The 21,802-nt window shown below is 51.2% G+C and carries 18 protein-coding genes and 1 pseudogene; 5 read left to right on the top strand and 14 right to left on the bottom strand.

Features of this window, described 5'->3' with window-relative positions; genetic code table 11:
• Positions 1 to 19: 19 nt before the first annotated feature.
• A complete protein-coding gene (gene purD, locus BZJ17_RS10725) occupies positions 20 to 1,309 on the top strand; it encodes a phosphoribosylamine--glycine ligase (protein WP_077640706.1) in 1,290 nt (429 codons plus the stop codon).
• Between the two features lie 50 nt (positions 1,310 to 1,359).
• On the opposite strand, the gene BZJ17_RS10720 is transcribed toward purD, so the two are convergent.
• Complete coding sequence (locus BZJ17_RS10720) at positions 1,360 to 2,031, bottom strand: DUF1481 domain-containing protein (RefSeq protein WP_077640705.1); 672 nt, start codon at positions 2,029 to 2,031, stop codon at positions 1,360 to 1,362.
• 62 nt (positions 2,032 to 2,093) lie between these two features.
• Positions 2,094 to 2,366 (bottom strand): nucleoid-associated protein HU-alpha, encoded by a 273-nt coding sequence (hupA, locus tag BZJ17_RS10715; RefSeq protein WP_069586989.1) that lies wholly within the window; start codon positions 2,364 to 2,366, stop codon positions 2,094 to 2,096.
• Positions 2,367 to 2,590: 224 nt separating this feature from the next.
• Between hupA and BZJ17_RS10710 the strand changes: the two genes are divergently transcribed.
• Complete coding sequence (locus BZJ17_RS10710) at positions 2,591 to 3,685, top strand: hemolysin family protein (RefSeq protein WP_077640704.1); 1,095 nt, start codon at positions 2,591 to 2,593, stop codon at positions 3,683 to 3,685.
• Positions 3,686 to 3,737: 52 nt separating this feature from the next.
• Here BZJ17_RS10710 and BZJ17_RS10705 read toward each other — a convergent pair whose 3' ends face one another.
• Positions 3,738 to 4,325: a DUF416 family protein gene (locus BZJ17_RS10705; protein ID WP_077640703.1), complete on the bottom strand. Its 588-nt coding sequence runs from the start codon at positions 4,323 to 4,325 to the stop codon at positions 3,738 to 3,740.
• Between the two features lie 92 nt (positions 4,326 to 4,417).
• On the opposite strand from BZJ17_RS10705, the gene BZJ17_RS10700 reads away from it, so the two are divergent.
• Together BZJ17_RS10700 and BZJ17_RS10695 are read left to right on the top strand one after the other, a co-directional pair.
• Positions 4,418 to 5,323 (top strand): D-2-hydroxyacid dehydrogenase, encoded by a 906-nt coding sequence (locus BZJ17_RS10700; protein WP_077640702.1) that lies wholly within the window; start codon positions 4,418 to 4,420, stop codon positions 5,321 to 5,323.
• Positions 5,324 to 5,920, top strand: a complete 597-nt coding sequence (locus tag BZJ17_RS10695; protein ID WP_077640701.1) for a uracil-DNA glycosylase family protein — start codon at positions 5,324 to 5,326, stop codon at positions 5,918 to 5,920.
• Positions 5,921 to 5,951: 31 nt separating this feature from the next.
• On the opposite strand, the gene hemE is transcribed toward BZJ17_RS10695, so the two are convergent.
• Both hemE and nudC read right to left on the bottom strand, forming a co-directional pair.
• Positions 5,952 to 7,016: a uroporphyrinogen decarboxylase gene (gene hemE / locus BZJ17_RS10690; protein WP_069586994.1), complete on the bottom strand. Its 1,065-nt coding sequence runs from the start codon at positions 7,014 to 7,016 to the stop codon at positions 5,952 to 5,954.
• A gap of 219 nt (positions 7,017 to 7,235) precedes the next feature.
• A complete protein-coding gene (gene nudC / locus BZJ17_RS10685; protein ID WP_077640700.1) occupies positions 7,236 to 8,006 on the bottom strand; it encodes an NAD(+) diphosphatase in 771 nt (256 codons plus the stop codon).
• A gap of 144 nt (positions 8,007 to 8,150) precedes the next feature.
• Here nudC and BZJ17_RS10680 point away from each other — a divergent pair, with 144 nt between their 5' ends.
• Positions 8,151 to 8,636 (top strand): Rsd/AlgQ family anti-sigma factor, encoded by a 486-nt coding sequence (locus BZJ17_RS10680; protein WP_069586996.1) that lies wholly within the window; start codon positions 8,151 to 8,153, stop codon positions 8,634 to 8,636.
• A gap of 107 nt (positions 8,637 to 8,743) precedes the next feature.
• Here BZJ17_RS10680 and rpoC read toward each other — a convergent pair whose 3' ends face one another.
• From rpoC to tuf, 9 genes and pseudogenes are all read right to left on the bottom strand, one after another.
• Entirely contained in the window at positions 8,744 to 12,958 is a 4,215-nt protein-coding gene (gene rpoC / locus BZJ17_RS10675) for a DNA-directed RNA polymerase subunit beta' (protein WP_077640699.1), read from the bottom strand.
• An 84-nt stretch (positions 12,959 to 13,042) separates the two neighbouring features.
• On the bottom strand, positions 13,043 to 17,068 hold the full coding sequence (rpoB, locus tag BZJ17_RS10670; RefSeq protein ID WP_077640698.1) for a DNA-directed RNA polymerase subunit beta: 4,026 nt from the start codon (positions 17,066 to 17,068) through the stop codon (positions 13,043 to 13,045).
• Positions 17,069 to 17,297: 229 nt separating this feature from the next.
• Positions 17,298 to 17,666 carry a 50S ribosomal protein L7/L12 gene (rplL, locus tag BZJ17_RS10665; protein ID WP_069586999.1) on the bottom strand — a complete coding sequence of 123 codons (369 nt, stop codon included), beginning with the start codon at positions 17,664 to 17,666 and terminating at the stop codon, positions 17,298 to 17,300.
• Positions 17,667 to 17,723: 57 nt separating this feature from the next.
• The gene (gene rplJ / locus BZJ17_RS10660) at positions 17,724 to 18,212 is read right to left on the bottom strand and encodes a 50S ribosomal protein L10 (RefSeq protein ID WP_069587000.1); all 489 of its coding nucleotides are present in this window, start codon (positions 18,210 to 18,212) and stop codon (positions 17,724 to 17,726) included.
• A gap of 228 nt (positions 18,213 to 18,440) precedes the next feature.
• A complete protein-coding gene (rplA, locus tag BZJ17_RS10655; protein WP_069587001.1) occupies positions 18,441 to 19,145 on the bottom strand; it encodes a 50S ribosomal protein L1 in 705 nt (234 codons plus the stop codon).
• A gap of 4 nt (positions 19,146 to 19,149) precedes the next feature.
• Positions 19,150 to 19,578 carry a 50S ribosomal protein L11 gene (rplK, locus tag BZJ17_RS10650; RefSeq protein WP_069587002.1) on the bottom strand — a complete coding sequence of 143 codons (429 nt, stop codon included), beginning with the start codon at positions 19,576 to 19,578 and terminating at the stop codon, positions 19,150 to 19,152.
• 122 nt (positions 19,579 to 19,700) lie between these two features.
• Positions 19,701 to 20,246, bottom strand: coding sequence for a transcription termination/antitermination protein NusG (nusG, locus tag BZJ17_RS10645; RefSeq protein ID WP_069587003.1), 546 nt, complete (start codon positions 20,244 to 20,246; stop codon positions 19,701 to 19,703).
• 11 nt (positions 20,247 to 20,257) lie between these two features.
• Positions 20,258 to 20,629, bottom strand: a complete 372-nt coding sequence (secE, locus tag BZJ17_RS10640; protein WP_069587004.1) for a preprotein translocase subunit SecE — start codon at positions 20,627 to 20,629, stop codon at positions 20,258 to 20,260.
• 183 nt (positions 20,630 to 20,812) lie between these two features.
• Positions 20,813 to 21,802: pseudogene (gene tuf / locus BZJ17_RS10635) on the bottom strand (elongation factor Tu); the annotation flags it as partial.

Genomic DNA, 21,802 nt, shown 5'->3' with positions numbered 1-21,802 from the left:
GGGCGATGAAGGAGAACACATGAAGGTATTAGTTATTGGTGGCGGTGGCCGCGAACATGCGCTGGCGTGGAAAGCCGCCCAGTCATCCAACGTTGAGCTCGTGTATTGCGCGCCGGGAAACGCCGGCACCGCGCATGAAAACAAGTTGAGTAATATTGCGGTCGCGGCTGATGACGTTGAAGGGTTACTGGCCTTTGCCCGCGAGCAACAAATTGATTTGACCATCGTGGGTCCTGAAGCCCCCTTGGTGTTGGGCGTGGTCGATGCCTTCCGTGAGCACGGCTTGGCCATCTTTGGTCCTACTCAAGCGGCCGCGCAACTTGAGGGCTCGAAAGCCTTCAGTAAAGACTTTTTAGCGCGCCACGGCATTCCCACCGCTGACTACCAAACCTTTTCGACGGTAGAGCCCGCATTAGCCTACATCGCCGAAAAAGGCGCGCCCATTGTGGTCAAAGCCGACGGTCTTGCCGCTGGGAAAGGGGTCATTGTGGCGATGACCGAGCAAGAAGCCACCGAGGCAGTGCGCGATATGCTCTCGGGCAATGCGTTTGGTGAGGCCGGTCACCGCGTGGTCATCGAGGAATTTCTGCAAGGTGAAGAAGCAAGCTTTATCGTCATGGTCGATGGTGAGCATGTGCTGCCAATGGCCACCAGCCAAGACCACAAACGGGTCGGAGAAGGCGATACCGGCCTTAACACTGGCGGTATGGGCGCATACTCGCCCGCTCCAGTGGTCACCGATGCAATCCATCAACGTGTGATGGACGAGGTGATCATGCCAACAGTAGAAGGCATGCGCGCCGATGGTGTGCCGTATACGGGCTTTCTGTATGCAGGCTTGATGATCAGTGCCGATGGGACGCCAAAAGTGATTGAGTTTAACTGTCGCTTTGGCGATCCGGAAACCCAACCGATTATGATGCGCTTGCAATCTGACTTGGTTGAGCTTTGCCTGGCAGGCACGCAAGGACGCCTTGATAAGGTTGAGTCCAAGTGGGATCCGCGTGCAGCCGTGGGCGTGGTATTGGCAGCAGGCGGCTATCCGGGTGACTATCGCAAAGGGGATCGTATCTCTGGGTTGCCCACCGATAGCGAGACCGCCAAAGTATTTCATGCTGGTACCGCGCTGAAAGACGGCGACATCGTCACTACTGGCGGGCGGGTGCTTTGCGCTACGGCATTAGGCGAGAGTGTCACTATCGCAAAACAAAGAGCTGATGCGCTGGCTGCCATGATCCAGTGGCCGGGCTGCTTTTATCGCCGTGATATTGCCCATCGCGCCATCGCACGCGAAAACGCTACATCATAAGTAAATCAGTGACCGAGACTCTGCCACAATGCGCCCTCGGGGCGCATTTTTTATTCTGCCAATAGCTGAGGACGGGTTAAGCACGCCTTTTCACGGCGCACCAAGACCAAGGCATCGATGGTATCTTTGCCAATACCGGGATTCCCAGCGCCAATCACAAAGGTACCCGGCTGGAGCAGCTTGCTCACCACCACAGGCGGGATCGCATCATCAAAGACCCAACGCTGCCGTTCGCCACGGCAATCTACCCAATATTCACCTATTCGCTGTCCCTGCAAGACAGACACATTGCGCGCGATTTGGCCTTGGGCTTGGTCGAGGATCTGATTGGACTCTTGATACAGGCGCGTTAACGCAGCACTGTCGAGGGGAATAATCGCGCCATCTTGGCGATAGCGTTGAAATACAGGTTCGCCACTGGCATCAAAACGAACATGGAGAGAAAAAGGGACACGCGTATTATCTGCGAGCTGTTCACCTTCACGCTTTAAGGCACGTAATTGGCCATCTCGCCACACATATTCGCCGCGGTACTCGCCGTAATCCCCTTGCCAAACATGCTCTGACAAGCTGATTGGGCGCCCCTGTTGGCTATCGAGCCAATAGACCGCACTGTGGTCACCCGCAACAGAGGCTGTTACCCGTGTGACAGGCTTAGGGGGTTCGCCACGGCTACAGGCCGTGAGCAGTATGATCAGCGATAACGCCCATACTCTTCGCATTTTGCGTCACCCAGAGACAAAAACGCCATAGCAGAGGCTATGGCGATAATGACGATTGACGCTTACTTAACCGCGTCTTTCAGTGCTTTACCTGCCACAAAGGCTGGCACGTTAGCCGCTGAAATTTGGATCTCTTGACCCGTCTGTGGGTTACGACCCGTGCGCGCTGCACGGTGGTTTACTTTAAACGTACCGAAGCCAATCAGTTGTACCTGCTCGCCTTCTTTTAGGGCACCTTCAATTCCGCCCAAAGTCGCTTCCAGTGCTGCTTTTGCTTGCGCTTTTGAAAGGTCGGCTTTTTCAGCGATCAGGTCGATCAGTTGGGTCTTGTTCATTATGTCTTCCCTTCTAGGTTTTTTTAGAGACGAGCTCACTCTAATTCAAAAGAAGCCCGACTGGCAAAGGTTTGTGGCGCTTGGTGAGACTATATGGAGGCTCTTTAACCACAAACTGAGCGCGATCTCACAATTTGTTGCGCTTTTTCTCATTTGAATGGTTGTAAAAGCCCGCCACTGGCCTGATCTTTAAGGGGACGACTGGCTTTCATACTCGGGAATATATGCTGACTCTTGTCCTATTTATCTCATTATCTATTGGTGTATCTTTCATTTGTTCTGTGCTTGAAGCAATCCTATTGAGTATTACGCCAAGCTATTTGGCGAACCTCCGTCAGCAAGAACATCCAGCCGCGGCGAAACTGACCGCCTTAAAAGATAATATCGACCGACCACTGGCTTCGATCCTCACCTTAAACACCATTGCGCACACCGTGGGGGCAGCAGGGGCAGGGGCACAAGCGGCCAATGTGTTTGGCGATGCATGGGTTGGGGTATTCTCCGCAGTACTCACACTGGCTATTTTATTACTCTCCGAGATTATCCCAAAAACCATTGGTGCCAACTTCTGGCCGCAATTGGCGCCAGGGGCGGCGATTGTATTGAAGTGGATGGTATGGGGCCTGACCCCCTTTGTGTGGGTATCCGAGCAAATAACCAAGCGACTTAGCTCTGACGCGACCCATGTCAAACTGCGTGATGAAATCTCGGCCATGGCGATGCTCGCCTCAGAAAGTGGTGAAATGGGTGAAGATGAAACCCAGATGCTCAACAACATGTTGAAACTGCGTGAGCTCCCTGCCACGCAGTTGATGACCCCACGTCCGGTGCTTTTTCGTGTCCCGGCGGAGATGAGCGTAGATACCTTTTTAACCGAACACAGTGACTGTCCCTTCTCGCGCCCGTTGATTTATGGCGAACAGCGTGATGATATTTTAGGTTTTGTCCACAAATCCGATATCTATGCCGCTAAGACACGCGGGGCTCGGCGCACCACCTTGGGTAACTTGATGCGCCCACTCGCGGTGATTTTACCCGGCAATAGCGTATTACAAGCGTTCGATATCTTAATGATCCGCCGTGCGCAATTGGCGATGATTGTGGACGAGTACGGGACGGTACAAGGGATTATCACGCTGGAAGATATTTTTGAGTACTTAACTGGTCGAGAGATCATTGACGAAGCGGACACGGTCACCGATATGCAGCAGTTGGCCTACCAGCGTTGGGAGTCATGGAAAAAGCAGCATAAGATGATTGAGAGCCAAGACGACGATGAACCGCCCGTACAGCGTCAATCGGATGAGTCATCGGGGTAACCTAAACACAAAAGGCGGCCGAAGCCGCCTTTTTTATCTTATTTTCCGCCGTTCAAAGGCTTAATCCTAAGTTGCTCACACCCGCTTCACGTAACTCTTGGCGAATGCCTTTGAGCATCTCAACGTCGCGGGTATCCGCACTTTTCAGTACACGGAAGATCGCCCACTGCGCGTCCCATTCGTCACACACAGCTTCATTCGCCTTCTGGTTTTCATCGGTGACCGCATCGCCGGTTTGTGCTTCTTCCAGTTGCGCGACACTCATCACCGACTGCTGGCTCACTTTCAGCGTAATGGTCAGCATTTCATCACGGTCAAGCAAGGCGTGAAGAAGGTGTGATAACGCCGCACAGGCATCAATGGCTGGGTACGTGATGTAAATCGCGTCATCGGTGAGCGCAGGGATCAATGGCTCCAGCTTTTCTAGCTGTCGCTCAAAGTCAATTTTGGCCCCTTTCACTGTTTGTGATTCCCACACTGCATCAAGAATATTGCGAAACGCTTGAGGGTCAGCAAATTCAGTTTGCGCACAGTAAAGGGCATAGTTAGGGTACATACGCTCCACCAGCGCAGCCATAAAACTGACGTGCTGCCAAGTCTCACATTTTTCCAAACGCAGTTGTAAGGGGTTTCTTAACATAGCCAATTGATCTTAAATAACGGGGGACAATTGTCCGTCGGTAAATTGGGTGCAAGTGTACTTGATTCACCGCCCCATAAAAAGGAGCCTTTGTGGATAAAGTTTATGTGATCAGTGAGCATGCCGCGACCTACCATCAATTACTGGCGACGGCCCAACTCCCCGATCTCGCCCTCACGCATAACGCAGAAGAGGCCACGATCTGGCTAGCTGACCCACCGCTTGCCGTGTCAAAGCTGCCTCATGCCAACGCGTTGCGCTGGTTGCAATCCACCTTCGCTGGGACCGATGCGCTGATTCAGGCGCCGTTCCGCCACTACCAGCTCACCAATGTGCGAGGTATTTTTGGCCCCTTAATGGCCGAATATGTTTTCGGACACCTACTGACGAATACTCGCCATATTGGTCAGTACGCCAAACAGCAAGCGCAGTGTCACTGGCAGCCTCAGCCCTATCAGTCATTGCATGGGCAAACGCTCGCCATTTTAGGCACAGGGGCGATTGGCCAGTATATCGCGACCGTCGCTCACGCGTTTGGCATGACGGTACTGGGCACCAACCAAACCGGCCGGTCTGTCGAGGCGTTTGATCACACCATGACACTGCCCGAATTACAGCAACGGTTGCGTGAGGTTGATGTGTTAGTCAGCACCTTGCCCGCCACAGACAAAACACACCAATGCCTGAATGCAGCTTTTTGGCAGCATGCACAGGATCTTTTCTTTATTAACGTCGGGCGTGGTGCCACCGTGGATGAGCACGCCCTGATCCACGCACTGGAGGCGAAGCAGCTTCGCGGCGCGGTCTTGGATGTGATGCAACAGGAGCCACTGCCCGAGTCGCATCCGTTTTGGACACACCCCAAGGTGACAGTGACGCCGCATATTGCTGCCGTTAGCTTCCCCGATCAGGTCTTTAAGCTGTTTGCGGATAATTACCGACGCTGGCATGCTGGCAAGCCTTTGGTCCACCACGTCGATTTTGACAAAGGGTACTAGATGACGTTTTCGGATTTGGAGACGGCGTTATCCGCAGCACAAGCATGCCAATTGTGCCAACATTGGCTATCCGATGGACCTCGTCCTGTGATCCAAGCCAGTACGGATGCGCGAGTACTGATTATCGGCCAAGCACCCGGCAGGCGCGTCCATGACAGTGGCCTGCCTTTTAATGACCCCAGTGGCAACCGCTTACGAGAATGGCTGGGGGTCACGCGCGAGCAATTCTATCAGCCTGACTTATTTGCCATCATGCCGATGGGGCTCTGTTATCCGGGCAAAGGTAAATCGGGCGATCTGCCGCCTGCCCGCATTTGTGCGCCTGTGTGGCACAAGGCAATCAAAGCGCTCCTCCCTAACGTTGCGGTGACCTTGCTGATTGGCCAGTATGCTCAGCAGTACTATTTAGCCAATAAGCCCAAAACATTGACCGAAACCGTCAAACACTGGCGGCAGTGGGCACCGCACACTTTTGTGCTGCCTCACCCCTCGCCCAGAAATACGTTATGGCTACGTCGTCACCCATGGTTTGAAGAACAGGTAGTGCCAGCCTTGCAAACGCAGATCCAACAGGCGTTGTTCACTGCACCGAGGTAAAAAAACGCTCGCCATTGGCGAGCGTGCTAGCTTAGTCGTGATACGGACGGGACAGCTCATGCACCGCATCGACAAACACACCGGCGTTTTCCGGCGGGACATCAAGGTGGATCCCGTGGCCGAGATTAAAGACATGGCCTGTCCCTTCGCCAAATCCTTCTAGGATAGTCGCAACCTCTTGACGGATACGATCAGGCTGAGCATAGAGGATGGACGGGTCCATATTGCCTTGCAAGGCCACTTTATCACCAATCCGTGCTTTGGCATCGGCAATATCGATTGTCCAATCTAACCCCACACCATCGCAACCGGTCGCCGCGATTTTCTCAAGCCACATTCCGCCGTTTTTGGTAAACAAGGTCACTGGGACACGACGGCCTTCATGCTCACGGATCAGGCCATCCACAATTTTATGCATGTATTGGAGTGAGAAGTCGTGATAATCACGCGGGGTTAATACCCCACCCCAAGTATCAAAGATCATCACCGATTGGGCGCCCGCTTTGATTTGCGCATTCAAATAGCTGGTCACGCTATCGGCAAGCTTATCGAGTAATGCATGCAGGGTTTGTGGCTCGGCATACATCATCTTCTTGAGCTTGGTAAAGGCTTTCGAGCTGCCCCCTTCCACCATGTAAGTGGCGAGCGTCCAAGGGCTGCCGGAAAAACCAATCAAGGGAACGTCTCCGTTCAATTCGTGACGAATAGTGCGTACGGCATTCATCACATATTGCAGCTCACCTTCAGGATCAGGAATGCCGATTTTATCGACGTCCGCCTTACAGGTGATCGGGCGCGCAAACTTCGGCCCCTCTCCGGTCTCAAAATACAAACCCAGTCCCATCGCATCGGGGATGGTCAAAATGTCGGAGAACAGAATAGCGGCATCGAGATCAAAGCGGCGTAATGGTTGTAAAGTCACTTCACACGCCAGTTCTGCATTTTTACACAATGACAGAAAATCACCGGCTTGCGCACGTACTTCGCGGTATTCTGGCAGATAGCGACCAGCTTGACGCATCATCCACACGGGGGTGCAATCCACTGGCTGTTTGAGTAAAGCGCGTAAATAGCGATCGTTTTTCAGTTCAGTCATTGTGTTAAAGCCTGTGAGCGAAAAGAGGCGTCATTGTATCACTGTCGAGTCGCAACAAAAGCCAACCTTTGTTAACAGGATCATAAAACTGTCATCCTAAGGGTGGGCGATGATTGCTGCTTTTCTCACCACATGATACAACCAACGCATAACGACAATAGGTCTGCGAAAGACAATTATGTTCGCATCTTACCCCGGCTTCCCTACGGCCGGGTTTTTTTATTCCTGCGCAAGCGTGCAGCTTGCGTCAATCAAGCGCCGCGCAATGGTCCCTTGAGGTGCAACTGGCGGGAGTGATTGGCAATCAAACCATTGTGCATCCGTCAATTCCTCATAATCTGGCCGTAGCTGACCGCCTGCATAGTCGGCCAAAAAACCCATCATGACATTGGAAGGAAAGGCCCACGGCTGGCTATCCATATAACGGATATTTTTCACCTCAATCCCCGTTTCCTCTTTGACCTCGCGCGCCACGCACTGTTCGAGGGTTTCACCGGGCTCAACGAATCCGGCAATCACGGTATACATACCGGTTTTATGCCGTGGATGCTGTGCCAGCAGCAGTCGCTTGTCATCACGTACCGCCACAATCACACAAGGCGAGACACGCGGATAATCGTGACGCTGACAGTCGGCGCACCACATCGCGACCGACTGTGTATCCAATACCGCACGGTGGCCACAGCGGCCGCAAAATGCTTGCTGCTTTTGCATCACATCAAGCTGAACGACTCGTCCCACTAGCGCAAACAAGTCAGCCGGTAAATCCGATAATAGCGCTCTCAAGCCCGCCATCTCTTCACTCGGTAGCATGGTGTTACAATTCCATGCCCCCACCACTGGGATGTGTTGATAATGACCAACGGTGATCGTCGTCTGCACCGTAAACGGCAATTCTGATAGGGGTAACAAAGGCAATGTACCCTGAGGGAGCCAAAGTTTTCCGTCGACAATCGCGCACAAATAGACGGCTTGTTGATTCTGAGACATGGTCACTTCCTTAGCCTTGCAGCTATACTTGAATACTGGCAATCTAACTTCATAACGTGATGCAAAGGATTGAGCAGCCCGTTAATTTTAAGTTGGCCGTATATAGTGCCACCCATTCGCTGATCGATCACGAGGACGCCGATCATGCTGAAAAAACTTGAACGTACTAAAGCACAATGGAGCGGTTACGATGACGTCATCGATTACTGGCTCGAGTTACGTCGTCAACTGCTGGTTGAATACTACAACGTGGCAGGTGTCGCGGTAAAAAAGAAGCAGAATCTGCCGAGCAAAGAAGAAATTGACCGCTTCTGCGATCACTTGGTCGATTACATCTCCACGGGGCATTTTAAGATTTATAACATGGTCATGGAGCGATGGCAGTCTACCGGCTTCTCGGCAACACAAGAAACCGATAACTTGTATTTCCGCATTGTTGACACCACGGATCCCCTGCTCGATTTCAACGACAAGTTTAGTGAGCTTGATTGGGACGATGAGGACTATCACTTCCCCGACTTTGATGAAGACATCTCATCGGTCGGTGAGCTGCTGGAACAACGTTTCGAGTTAGAAGACACGCTGATTCGTGTCATTGCAGACAGTTTGGCCCACCCGCCGGGCGCCTAAAAATAAGCACCGAATCCGTCGCCTCTTGGCGGCGTTTTTTTGCTCTAGGGCAGAAAAACAAAAGGCACCTCCGAGGAGGTGCCTTTTCAATGGTGCGAGACAATCAATTAATTGTCGTCGTTCAGTCCTGCATTCAACAGTGCTGCCAGATCTTGTGAGGCTTGCTCAGCATCAATCTGTGGTGCAACAGGCTGTTCAGGCTCAGCACGTTTAGCTTGACGATCTTTATGATACGCGAAACCAGTACCGGCTGGGATCAAACGACCCACAATCACGTTCTCTTTCAGACCACGTAAGTCATCACGTTTACCCGCTACGGCTGCTTCTGTCAGCACGCGCGTGGTTTCCTGGAACGATGCCGCTGAGATGAATGACTCAGTCGCCAACGAGGCTTTAGTGATACCCAGCAGGTCACGACCATAGGTCGCTGGACGCTTGCCTTCCGCTTCAAGTTCACGGTTAGCAATGGTCACACGTGAGTATTCTACTTGCTCGCCTTCCAAGAAGTCGGTATCACCTGCAGACTTAATGGTCACCTTACGCAGCATCTGACGCACGATGGTCTCGATGTGCTTATCGTTGATCTTAACGCCTTGCAGACGGTAAACGTCTTGAACTTCGTTGGTGATGTACTCAGCCACTGCGTGAACACCACGCAGACGCAAGATGTCGTGCGGTGATTCTGGACCATCAGCGATCACATCACCTTTCTCGACTTTTTCACCTTCGAATACGTTGAGCTGACGCCATTTTGGAATCATCTCTTCGTAGGCTTGGCCTTCTTCTGGGGTGATGATCAGGCGACGTTTACCTTTGGTTTCTTTACCGAAGGAAACAGTACCTGTGATCTCCGCCAAGATAGCTGGCTCTTTTGGCTTACGCGCTTCGAACAGGTCAGCAACACGTGGCAGACCACCGGTGATATCCTTGGTACCGCCGCTTTCTTGCGGGATACGCGCCAAGGTGTCACCAATGCCAACGTTCGCGCCGTCATCCAGCTGAACAATTGCGTTACCCGGCAAGAAGTATTGAACCGGCATATCAGTGCCTGGGATCATCATGTCATTGCCTTGCGCATCAACCAGTTTCACTGCAGGACGCTTATCTTTACCGGATGATGGGCGCTCAGAAGCATCCATTACCACGATAGAAGACAGGCCAGTCAGTTCATCAGTTTGACGCTGCATGGTGACGCCATCAATCATGTCTACGAAGCGAACGCTACCTTCTACTTCGGTGATGATTGGCATGGTGTGCGGATCCCAGTTAGCAACAACGTCGCCAGCTTCAACCGCTTCACCATCTTTCTTGCTCAGCAAGGCACCGTAAGGCACTTTGTAGCTTTCTTTCGTACGACCGAACTCATCAACAATGGTCATCTCTGACGCACGCGAGGTAATCACTAGCTTACCGTCGCTATTGGTCACGGATTTCACATTGTGCAGGTGCATAGAACCTTTGTTCTTCACCTGGATGTTGTTTTCTGCCGCCGCACGCGATGCCGCACCACCGATGTGGAACGTACGCATGGTCAGCTGTGTTCCTGGCTCACCGATAGACTGTGCCGCGATAACGCCCACAGACTCACCGTGGTTCACCAAGTGACCACGTGCCAAGTCACGACCGTAACAGTGTGCACAACAACCGAAGTCAGTTTCACAGGTTACGACAGAGCGTACTTTTACCTTATCGACAGAGTGCTGCTCAAGAATGTCACACCACTTCTCATCCAACAGGGTGTTACGTGGTGCAAGCACCTCGTCAGTACCCGGCTTCAGTACGTCTTCAGCGACGACACGACCCAGCACACGCTCACGCAGTGCTTCTTTCACGTCACCGCCTTCGATAACCGCCATCATGTGGATACCGCCTTCGGTGCCACAATCGGTTTCGGTCACGACCACGTCTTGGGCTACGTCAACCAGACGACGAGTCAGGTAACCTGAGTTCGCTGTCTTCAATGCGGTATCTGCAAGACCCTTACGCGCACCGTGCGTAGAGATAAAGTACTGAAGAACGTTCAGGCCTTCACGGAAGTTCGCCGTGATTGGCGTTTCGATGATAGAGCCATCTGGCTTCGCCATCAGACCACGCATACCGGCTAGCTGACGAATCTGTGCAGCAGAACCACGTGCGCCTGAGTCGGCCATCATGTAAACACTGTTGAACGACTTCTGGATTTCTTCTTCGCCGTCACGGTTAATCACTGTCTCGTTAGACAGGTTATCCATCATGGCTTTTGCAACTTGTTCGTTCGCTGCAGCCCAGATATCGATCACTTTGTTGTAACGTTCGCCCGCGGTAACCAGACCAGATTGGAACTGCTCTTGGATTTCCGCAACTTCTGCTTCTGCTGCTTCGATCAAGTCGTACTTGGCTTGTGGGATCACCATATCGTCGATACCGACAGAGGTGCCCGACAGTGCCGCGTAGGCAAAACCGGTGTACATGATTTGGTCAGCAAAAATAACGGTGTCTTTCAGACCCAGCTTACGGTAACAGGTGTTGAGCAAGTTAGAGATTTGCTTTTTACCCAACGGCTGGTTAACCAAGTCAAATGACAGGCCTTCCGGCACGATGGTCCACAGCATGGCACGACCGACGGTGGTATCAACCAGTGATACTTTCTCGGTACGAGCGCCCATCTCATCGATATCAACTTGCTTGATACGCACTTTTACACGCGTATGCAGTTCAGCATGRCCKGTRCGGTAAACYTTTTCRGCTTCGCCTGGRCCWGCCAAGTACATGCCTTCGCCTTTRCCRTTCACCTTCTCACGGGTCATGTAGTAAAGACCCAGTACCACGTCCTGAGACGGTACGATGATAGGATCACCGGATGCTGGCGATAGGATGTTGTTGGTCGACATCATCAACGCACGCGCTTCGAGCTGGGCTTCCAGCGTCAGCGGTACGTGAACAGCCATCTGGTCACCATCGAAGTCGGCGTTATAGGCCGCACACACCAATGGGTGTAGCTGAATCGCTTTACCTTCGATAAGCACAGGTTCAAACGCTTGGATACCCAAACGGTGAAGTGTTGGTGCACGGTTTAGCAGGACAGGGTGTTCACGGATGACTTCATCCAAGATATCCCATACCACAGCTTCTTCGCGCTCAACCATCTTCTTGGCGGCTTTGATGGTGGTCGCGAGACCACGAGTCTCAAGCTTGCCGTAGATAAACGGTTTAAACAGCTCTAGTGCCATTTTCTTTGGTAGACCACACTGATGCAGACGCAAGTATGGACCTACGGTGATTACCGAACGGCCAGAGTAGTCAACGCGTTTACCCAGCAGGTTCTGACGGAAACGACCCTGCTTACCTTTGATCATGTCAGCCAGCGATTTAAGCGGACGCTTGTTCGAGCCAGTGATGGCACGACCACGACGACCGTTATCGAGCAGGGCATCCACAGACTCTTGCAGCATGCGTTTTTCGTTACGCACGATGATGTCTGGTGCAGCAAGATCAAGCAGGCGCTTCAAACGGTTGTTACGGTTGATCACACGACGGTAAAGGTCGTTCAGATCCGAGGTCGCAAAACGACCACCGTCCAACGGTACCAATGGACGCAAGTCTGGCGGCAACACAGGCAGCACAGTCAGGATCATCCACTCAGGGTTGTTACCTGATTGCAAGAAGGCTTCCACCAGCTTCAAACGCTTAGTGATCTTCTTACGTTTGGTTTCAGAGTTGGTTTCTTCCAACTCTTCACGCATTTGCTCTGTCTCAACTGACAGATCCATGTTCGCCAGCAGTGCTTTCACTGCTTCTGCGCCCATGCGCGCATCAAATTCGTCGCCCCACTCTTCCAACGCGTCCAAGTACTGCTCTTCAGACAGCATCTGACCGCGCTCAAGGTTGGTCATACCTGGCTCAATCACCACGTAGGATTCAAAGTAAAGCACACGCTCGATGTCACGTAGCGGCATGTCCATCAGCAAACCAATGCGTGATGGTAGCGACTTCAGGAACCAAATGTGGGCAACAGGTGAAGCCAGCTCAATGTGACCCATACGCTCACGGCGCACTTTGGTCTGAGTAACTTCAACGCCACATTTTTCACAAATGACGCCACGGTGCTTCAGGCGCTTGTATTTACCACAAAGACATTCGTAGTCTTTGACCGGGCCGAAGATACGTGCACAGAACAAACCGTCACGCTCAGGCTTAAAGGTACGGTAGTTGATGGTTTCTGGCTTTTTCACTTCACCAAACGACCATGAACGGATCATGTCTGGTGAGGCTAGACCGATTTTGATCGAATCAAATTCTTCGGTCTTATGCTGTGCTTTCAGAAACTTAAGTAAGTCTTTCACAATCGGCTCCTGTGAGGAGTTGACCCATAAAGGCGCTGACAGGCAGCGCCTTCATATTCTTACCGGAGAGAGTCAGCCAGCGGCTTACTCGTCTTCCAGCTCGATGTTGATACCCAACGAGCGGATTTCTTTCAGCAATACGTTGAAAGATTCCGGCATGCCCGGCTCCATACGATGGTCGCCATCCACGATGTTCTTATACATCTTGGTACGGCCATTAACGTCATCCGACTTCACGGTGAGCATTTCTTGTAGGGTATAGGCAGCACCGTATGCTTCCAGTGCCCATACTTCCATCTCACCGAATCGCTGACCACCGAACTGTGCCTTACCACCCAGCGGCTGCTGAGTTACAAGGCTGTACGAGCCAGTTGAACGGGCGTGCATCTTGTCATCAACCAAGTGGTTAAGTTTCAGCATATACATGTAACCCACGGTTACTGGACGCTCAAACTTCTCACCCGTGCGGCCATCATAAAGCGCTAGCTGACCTGACTCTGGCAGATCACCCAGTTTGAGTAGCTCTTTGATCAACGGCTCTGGTGCACCGTCAAAGACAGGCGATGCCGTTGGAAGACCGTCACGCAGGTTGTTCACCAAGGTGCGTACTTCGTCGTCAGTCAGTTTACTGATGTCCACTTTCTGACGGGTATCGCCCAGACTATAGACCTTCTGCAGGAACTCGCGGAATTTCGCCAGCTCTTGCTGCTCTTTGAGCATGCGGTTGATCTTGTCACCGATACCTTTCGCCGCCAGACCCATGTGTGTTTCTAGGATCTGACCGATGTTCATACGTGAAGGTACACCCAGCGGGTTAAGTACCAGATCCACAGGAACACCGTTTTCGTCGTAAGGCATGTCTTCAACTGGGTTAATCTTCGAGATTACACCTTTGTTACCGTGACGACCGGCCATCTTGTCACCCGGCTGGATGCGACGTTTAACGGCCAAGTAGACTTTAACGATCTTCAGTACGCCAGGAGCCAAATCATCACCTTGAGTGATCTTACGGCGCTTGGTTTCGAACTTCTTATCGAACTCGGCTTTAATTTCGTCGTATTGCTCAGCCAGCTGCTCTAGCTGGGTTTGCTGTGCTTCATCATCCAGTGTTTGTGTCAACATGGTCTTACGATCCATGGCGTCTAACTGGTTGTCGGTATAACCGGCTTGAGAAAGCAGTGAACGAACACGCGCTAGCAGACCACCTTCAAGGATAGAGAACTCCTCGGTCAGGTCTTTCTTCGCTTCTTTCAGCTGCATCTCTTCGATTTCGAGTGCACGCTTGTCTTTCTCTACGCCATCGCGAGTAAAGACTTGTACATCGATAACCGTACCTGATACACCGTTCGGCACACGCAGTGACGAGTCTTTCACGTCAGAGGCTTTTTCGCCGAAGATTGCACGCAGCAGTTTCTCTTCTGGTGTCAGTTGCGTTTCGCCTTTTGGCGTCACTTTACCGACCATGATATCGCCGCCTTTCACTTCGGCACCGATATACACAACCCCTGACTCATCCAGTTTCGATAGCGCTGCTTCACCCACGTTTGGAATGTCCGCGGTGATTTCTTCGCTGCCCAACTTGGTATCACGCGCCACACAAGAAAGCTCTTGAATGTGGATAGTGGTTAAACGGTCTTCCTGCGCGACGCGCTCGGAAATAAGGATGGAATCCTCAAAGTTATAACCGTTCCACGGCATGAACGCGATACGCATGTTCTGACCCAGTGCTAGCTCGCCCAAGTCAGTCGATGGGCCGTCAGCCAGTACGTCACCTTTTGCCACTTGGTGGCCCGGCATCACAGTTGGACGCTGGTTAATACAGGTGTTCTGGTTAGAACGGGTGTACTTAGTCAGGTTGTAGATGTCGATACCCGCTTCACCAGGTACCAGTTCATCTTCATTCACTTTCAGTACGATGCGCGAAGCATCAACTGACTGGATGATACCGCCACGTTTCGCAACCGCGGTAACACCTGAGTCAACCGCCACATTACGCTCGATACCCGTACCAACCAGCGGCTTTTGCGCACGCAATGTTGGAACGGCCTGACGTTGCATGTTCGCACCCATCAAGGCACGGTTCGCATCGTCATGCTCAAGGAATGGGATCAGAGAGGCTGCCACCGATACAACCTGGTTGGTTGCAACGTCCATGTACTGAACATGGTCACGTGGGTGCAGACCTGATTCCCCTTTCTCACGCGCAGTGATCAGTTCATCAGTGAACGAGCCATCTTCGTTCAGCGCGGCGTTCGCCTGCGCAATCACGTAGTGGCCTTCTTCAATCGCTGACAGGTAATCGATTTGATCGGTCACTTTACCGTCAACCACTTTACGGTATGGGGTTTCCAAGAAGCCGTAAGGGTTACAACGCGCAAACGCTGACAGTGAGTTAATCAGACCGATGTTCGGACCTTCAGGGGTTTCGATCGGACAGAGACGACCGTAGTGCGTCGCGTGTACGTCTCGAACTTCAAAGCCGGCGCGCTCACGCGTCAAACCACCTGGACCCAATGCAGAGATACGACGCTTGTGCGTCACCTCAGACAACGGGTTGTTTTGGTCCATAAATTGTGACAACTGAGATGAACCAAAGAACTCTTTCACCGCGGCCGAAATTGGCTTAGCGTTGATCAGGTCTTGTGGCATCACATTGTCAAGGTCACCCAGGCTCAGACGCTCTTTAACCGCACGCTCAACACGTACCAAACCAACACGGAATTGGTTCTCGGCCATTTCGCCAACCGAACGAATACGACGGTTACCTAGGTGGTCGATGTCGTCCACTTCACCGATACCGTTACGGATATCGATCAGTTTACGCATCACTTCAATGATGTCTTCTTTGCTCAGTACGCCAGGACCGGTTAGTTCATCACGCCCTAATGAGCTGTTGAACTTCATACGGCCCACCGCTGATAGATCGTAACGATCTTCAGAGAAGAAGAGGCTTTCGAACAGTTGTTCTGCCGCTTCTTTTGTTGGTGGCTCGCCTGGGCGCATCATGCGATAGATTTCAACCAACGCAGTCAAACGATCCGTGGTGTTGTCGATACGCAAGGTATCTGACATGTACGGACCATGATCTAAGTCGTTGGTAAACAGGGTTTCGATTTTCTTGTGACCCGCTTGCGACAATTGCGCCAGTGTCTCCAGGCTTAACTCTTGGTTAGCCGAGACAATCACTTCGCCTGTGTCTTGGTTAACGTAATCACGTGCAGAAATCTTGCCTGCGATGTACTCAACCGGCACTTCGATGTGATCGACGTTATCTTTCGCCAACTGACGGATGTGGCGAGCGGTAATACGGCGACCCTGTTCAACATAAACGGTGCCGTTGGCTTCAATGTCAAAGCTGGCTGTTTCGCCACGTAGACGATCAGGCACCAGTTCCATGACTAGCGCTTTACCTTTGACTTCAAAGACAACTTTATCGAAGAACAGATCCAGGATCTCTTCCGTTGTATATTCCAGCGCACGCAGAATAATCGATGCAGGCAGCTTACGACGACGGTCGATACGAACGTAAACGATATCCTTAGGATCAAATTCGAAATCCAACCATGAACCACGGTATGGGATCACGCGTGCGTTATATAGCACTTTTCCTGAGGAATGGGTTTTACCCTTATCGCTGTCGAAAAAGACGCCCGGACTACGGTGCAGCTGGGATACGATAACCCTCTCAGTACCATTGATGACAAAGGTACCATTTTCAGTCATGAGCGGAATTTCGCCCATATAGACTTCTTGTTCTTTGATGTCTTTAACGGTACCAGCCGGGGCATCTTTATCAAACATCACCAAGCGCAGTTTCACGCGTAGTGGTGCCGAATAGGTTACGCCGCGAATTTGGCATTCTTTGACATCGAAAACTGGCTCACCGAGACGATAGCTAACGTATTGCAGCTCGGAATTGCCGTTGTAGCTCTGAATTGGAAAGACAGAGCGAAAGGCAGCTTCAAGACCGTATTGCCCTTCTGGATCCTGCTCGATAAACTTCTCAAAAGATTCAAGCTGGATCGACAGCAAGTATGGCACGTCCAGAACTTGAGGACGCTTACCAAAATCCTTACGGATACGCTTTTTCTCGGTATAAGAGTAAACCATAGGGTTCCTCAGCTCGCTGATAAGTGACCCAAACTGTCCAGTACAAGGGACAGTGACTAAACAACCACCGTTTAGTGTAGGAAAATCAAAGCGCTTGCTTTGATTTTTTTTGCATGGTCAGCAGTGATAAAACGGGGTGGAAATTTCACTACCGCCCTACAGCGCAAAAAGGCCGGTGGCTATTTAGCCACCAGCCAATGCCCTTTCAGGCTAAGAAATTAAGTATAAATTACTTAACTTCAACAGAAGCACCAGCTTCTTCTAGCTGAGCTTTAAGCGCTTCAGCTTCTTCTTTCTCAACACCTTCTTTCAGAGGTGCAGGAGCGCCGTCAACCAGAGCTTTCGCTTCTTTCAGGCCTAGACCAGTTGCGCCACGAACCGCTTTGATAACTGCTACTTTGTTAGCACCAGCTTCTTTCAGGATGACGTCAAATTCGGTTTGCTCTTCAGCAGCACCGCCTTCAGCAGCACCACCAGCAACAACGGCTGCTGCAGCTGATACGCCGAATTTTTCTTCCATTGCTTCGATTAGCTCAACAACTTGCATTACAGACATGTCTGCAATTGCGTCTAGGATTTGCTCGTTAGTGATAGACATAACAATTCTCTTTAAAGTCAACAATAATTAGATTAAGCAACCAATGTAAAAGGGCAATTACGCCGCTTCTTTTTGGTCGCGAACAGCGGCAATAGTACGAACCAGCTTGCCTGCAGATGCTTCTTTCAGACCCATCATCAGGCGTGCAATTGCTTCGTCGTACGTTGGCAGTGTTGCCAATACCTCTGGGTCAGTGATCGCACCTTCGAATGCAGCAGACTTGATCTCAAACTCTTTGTTCTCTTTTGCGAAGTCTTTGAAAAGACGCGCAGCGGCACCAGGGTGCTCGTTAGAAAACGCAATCAGAGTTGGACCAACGAAAGTGTCTTTTAGACACTCGTAGTCAGTGCCTTCAACTGCACGGCGAGCCAGTGTATTACGAACAACTTTCATGAAAACGCCCGCTTCACGCGCTTGTTTACGTAGAGAAGTCATCGCATCCACGGTTACACCGCGAGAATCAGCAACTACTGCAGACAGGGCACCACTGGCAGCTTCGTTGACTTCAGCAACAATTGCTTTTTTGTCTTGAAGGTTTAAAGCCATTTGGATTTGCTCCTGGATTGTTTAACACCACTCTCTACAGCTTTGCAGAGAGAGCTTGTACGGTGCAGATCCAAGAAAGACGAGAAATCTATCATGTTCTGGCACCGTCTACGTAGGAAATATTAAGTTCGTAATGAACGCCTACGGTCTTGGACGAAGTCTGTTAAACAGACTCAGCCATAAAATTGTGAAGCGAGAGAGTATAAACTACTCACTCGCTTCTGGCAATTAGCTTGCGCTGGTTTCCAGAGTGTTCTGGTCCAGAGCAACACCTGCGCCCATGGTGGTAGACAGGCTAACTTTCTTAATGAAAGTACCTTTTGCTGAAGTTGGCTTCGCCTTCTTCAGTGCAACCAACAGCGCTTCCAGGTTTTCTTTCAGGCTGTTCGCGTCAAAGTCTACTTTACCGATGGTGGTGTGAACGATGCCGTTCTTGTCGTTACGGTAACGAACCTGACCTGCTTTCGCGTTCTTAACCGCTTCAGCAACGTTAGGCGTTACAGTACCCACTTTCGGGTTTGGCATCAGGCCGCGAGGACCTAGGATAGTACCCAGTTGGCCAACAACGCGCATCGCGTCTGGTGAAGCGACAACGACGTCAAAGTTCATTTCGCCTTTCTTCACTTGCTCAGCCAGGTCTTCCATACCAACGATGTCGGCACCCGCTTCTTTCGCGGCTTCAGCGTTCGCACCTTGTGTGAACACAGCAACACGGATATCACGGCCAGTACCGTGTGGCAGTACAGTTGCGCCACGAACGTTCTGGTCTGATTTACGTGCATCGATGCCAAGGTTGACAGCAACGTCAACGCTTTCAACAAATTTAGCAGTCGCCAGTTCCTTCAGTAGAGCAACGGCTTCGTTGATGTCGTACTCTTTGGTCACATCAACTTTTTCGCGGATTACGCGCATGCGCTTAGTCATTTTAGCCATTGTCTTAACCCTCTACGTTCAGGCCCATTGAACGGGCAGTACCCGCAATAGAGCGTTTCATCGCTTCGATGTCCGCACCGGTCATGTCTGCCGCTTTGGTTTCTGCGATCTCTTGGATCTGAGCGTCAGTCACGGTACCCACTTTTTCAGTGTTTGGACGACCTGAACCAGACTTAACGCCTGCTGCTTTCTTAAGAAGAACTGCCGCTGGCGGAGTCTTAGTAACGAAAGTGAAAGAACGATCGTTATATACAGTGATAACAACAGGAATCGGCAGACCTTTCTCGATAGATTCGGTCTTCGCGTTAAACGCTTTACAGAATTCCATGATGTTCACACCGTGTTGACCTAGAGCAGGACCAACCGGTGGCGATGGGTTAGCTGCACCCGCTGCAACTTGCAGCTTGATGTAAGCTTCTACTTTCTTTGCCATTATTCAATTACCTAATTTTGGGTACTAACGTCTACCTGACGATAGACTCCCCGTTTAACAAAAGGGCGCGAAATTATAGTCAAATTTCGCGCCCTTGCCAACCGTTGATGATGCTTTTTTGATCAGGTTTTTTCTACCTGGCCAAACTCAAGCTCAACTGGGGTTGCACGGCCAAAGATAGACACAGACACCTTAAGACGGTTCTTGTCATAGTCCACTTCTTCAACCACACCGTTAAAGTCTGCAAATGGTCCTTCCGTCACGCGAACCACTTCACCAGCCTCAAAGACGGTTTTGTGTACGGGTGACTCACTCGCTTTTTCAAGACGGTTGAGAATCGCATCGGCTTCTTTGTCTGAAATCGGCGCAGGACGATCTGAGGTGCCACCGATGAAGCCCATTACACGAGGAACACTGCGTACCAAGTGCCAAGATTCATCGTTCATCACCATTTGTACTAGCACGTAGCCTGGGAAGAATTTGCGCTCACTTTTACGGCGCTGGCCTTGACGCATTTCAACCACTTCTTCGGTTGGCACCAAGACTTCACCAAAGTGATCTTCCATTTCGTGCATTTTGATATGTTCACGCAATGACTGCGCAACACGGCTTTCAAAACCAGAGAAAGCCTGAACCACATACCAACGTTTTTTGGGAGCTTCGCTCATGTACTTTTACCTCACACGCCAGTGATTAGGCGGACTAGACGGACCATAATCCCGTCAACGCCCCACAGGATGAGCGCCATAACGACAGTAACAGCCAGAACGATGAGAGTGGTTTGTAAGGTCTCTTGACGCGTAGGCCATACAACTTTACGCACTTCCATACGCGATTCGCGTGCAAACGTGATCGCAGCTTTTCCTTTCATCGTGAGTGCAGCGATACCACCCGCAGCGGCAACTAACACCACTACGGCAGCAGCTCGCACTACCACAGACACGTCACTGTACAGGCTATTCCCTACCACGGCTGCGGCCAACAGGACAAAAACAACACCCCATTTAAGGATGTCCATCGAACCGGATTGGGTCTCAGCGTTCGCTTTCATACATTCTACCTGTAACAAGTCTACATAGACGGCAATGTCTTTGCAGCCAAAACACCATAATGCCTTGGCAATGACACGCGGTGCTCGTATTTATCACACCTAAGGGTATCAATACGAGCACCAACACGCTGCATTTGTTCACTAAGACTGGGCAAAATAGCAACAATATAAGTGTCAAACAACAACCATCTTGATGTTGTCACCAGGCATTACCATCTCAACGCCTTCTGGCAGTTCGATAGTACCGGTCACGTCAGTTGTACGGAAGTAGAACTGTGGACGGTAGCCTTTGAAGAACGGAGTATGACGGCCGCCTTCGTCTTTAGACAGTACGTATACTTCTGACTCGAACTTAGTGTGCGGGGTGATTGAACCAGGCTTCGCCAGTACTTGACCACGCTCAACTTCGTCACGCTTAGTACCACGCAGAAGAACACCAACGTTCTCACCAGCACGGCCTTCGTCTAGAAGCTTACGGAACATTTCAACACCAGTACAAGTGGTCTTGGTGGTGTCTTTCATGCCAACGATTTCTACTTCGTCACCAACGGTGATGATGCCTTGCTCAACACGACCAGTTACTACAGTACCACGGCCTTGGATTGAGAATACGTCTTCGATTGGCAGGATGAACGGCTTGTCGATCGCACGCTCTGGCTCTGGGATGTAAGARTCCAGTGCTTCCGCTAGCTCAACAATCTTCTGTTCCCACTGCTCTTCACCGTTCAGAGCACCTAGTGCTGAACCTTGGATTACTGGGCAGTCGTCACCTGGGAAGTCATACTCTGAAAGCAGCTCACGTACTTCCATTTCAACTAGCTCAAGCAGCTCTTCATCATCAACCATGTCACATTTGTTCATGAATACGATGATGTATGGGATGCCTACCTGACGGCCTAGCAGGATGTGCTCACGAGTCTGTGGCATTGGGCCATCAGTCGCTGCTACTACTAGGATACCACCGTCCATTTGCGCTGCACCGGTGATCATGTTTTTCACGTAGTCGGCGTGCCCTGGGCAGTCAACGTGCGCGTAGTGGCGAGTTGGCGTATCGTATTCTACGTGCGAAGTCGCGATGGTGATACCACGCTCACGCTCTTCTGGTGCGTTATCGATTGATGCGAAGTCACGCGCTGCACCACCGTGTACTTTTGCAAGTACAGTACAGATAGC

It is taken from the genome of Salinivibrio sp. IB574, assembly GCF_001996205.1.
GTDB lineage: Bacteria > Pseudomonadota > Gammaproteobacteria > Enterobacterales > Vibrionaceae > Salinivibrio > Salinivibrio proteolyticus.
This window is presented reverse-complemented; position numbering and strand designations above follow the sequence as displayed.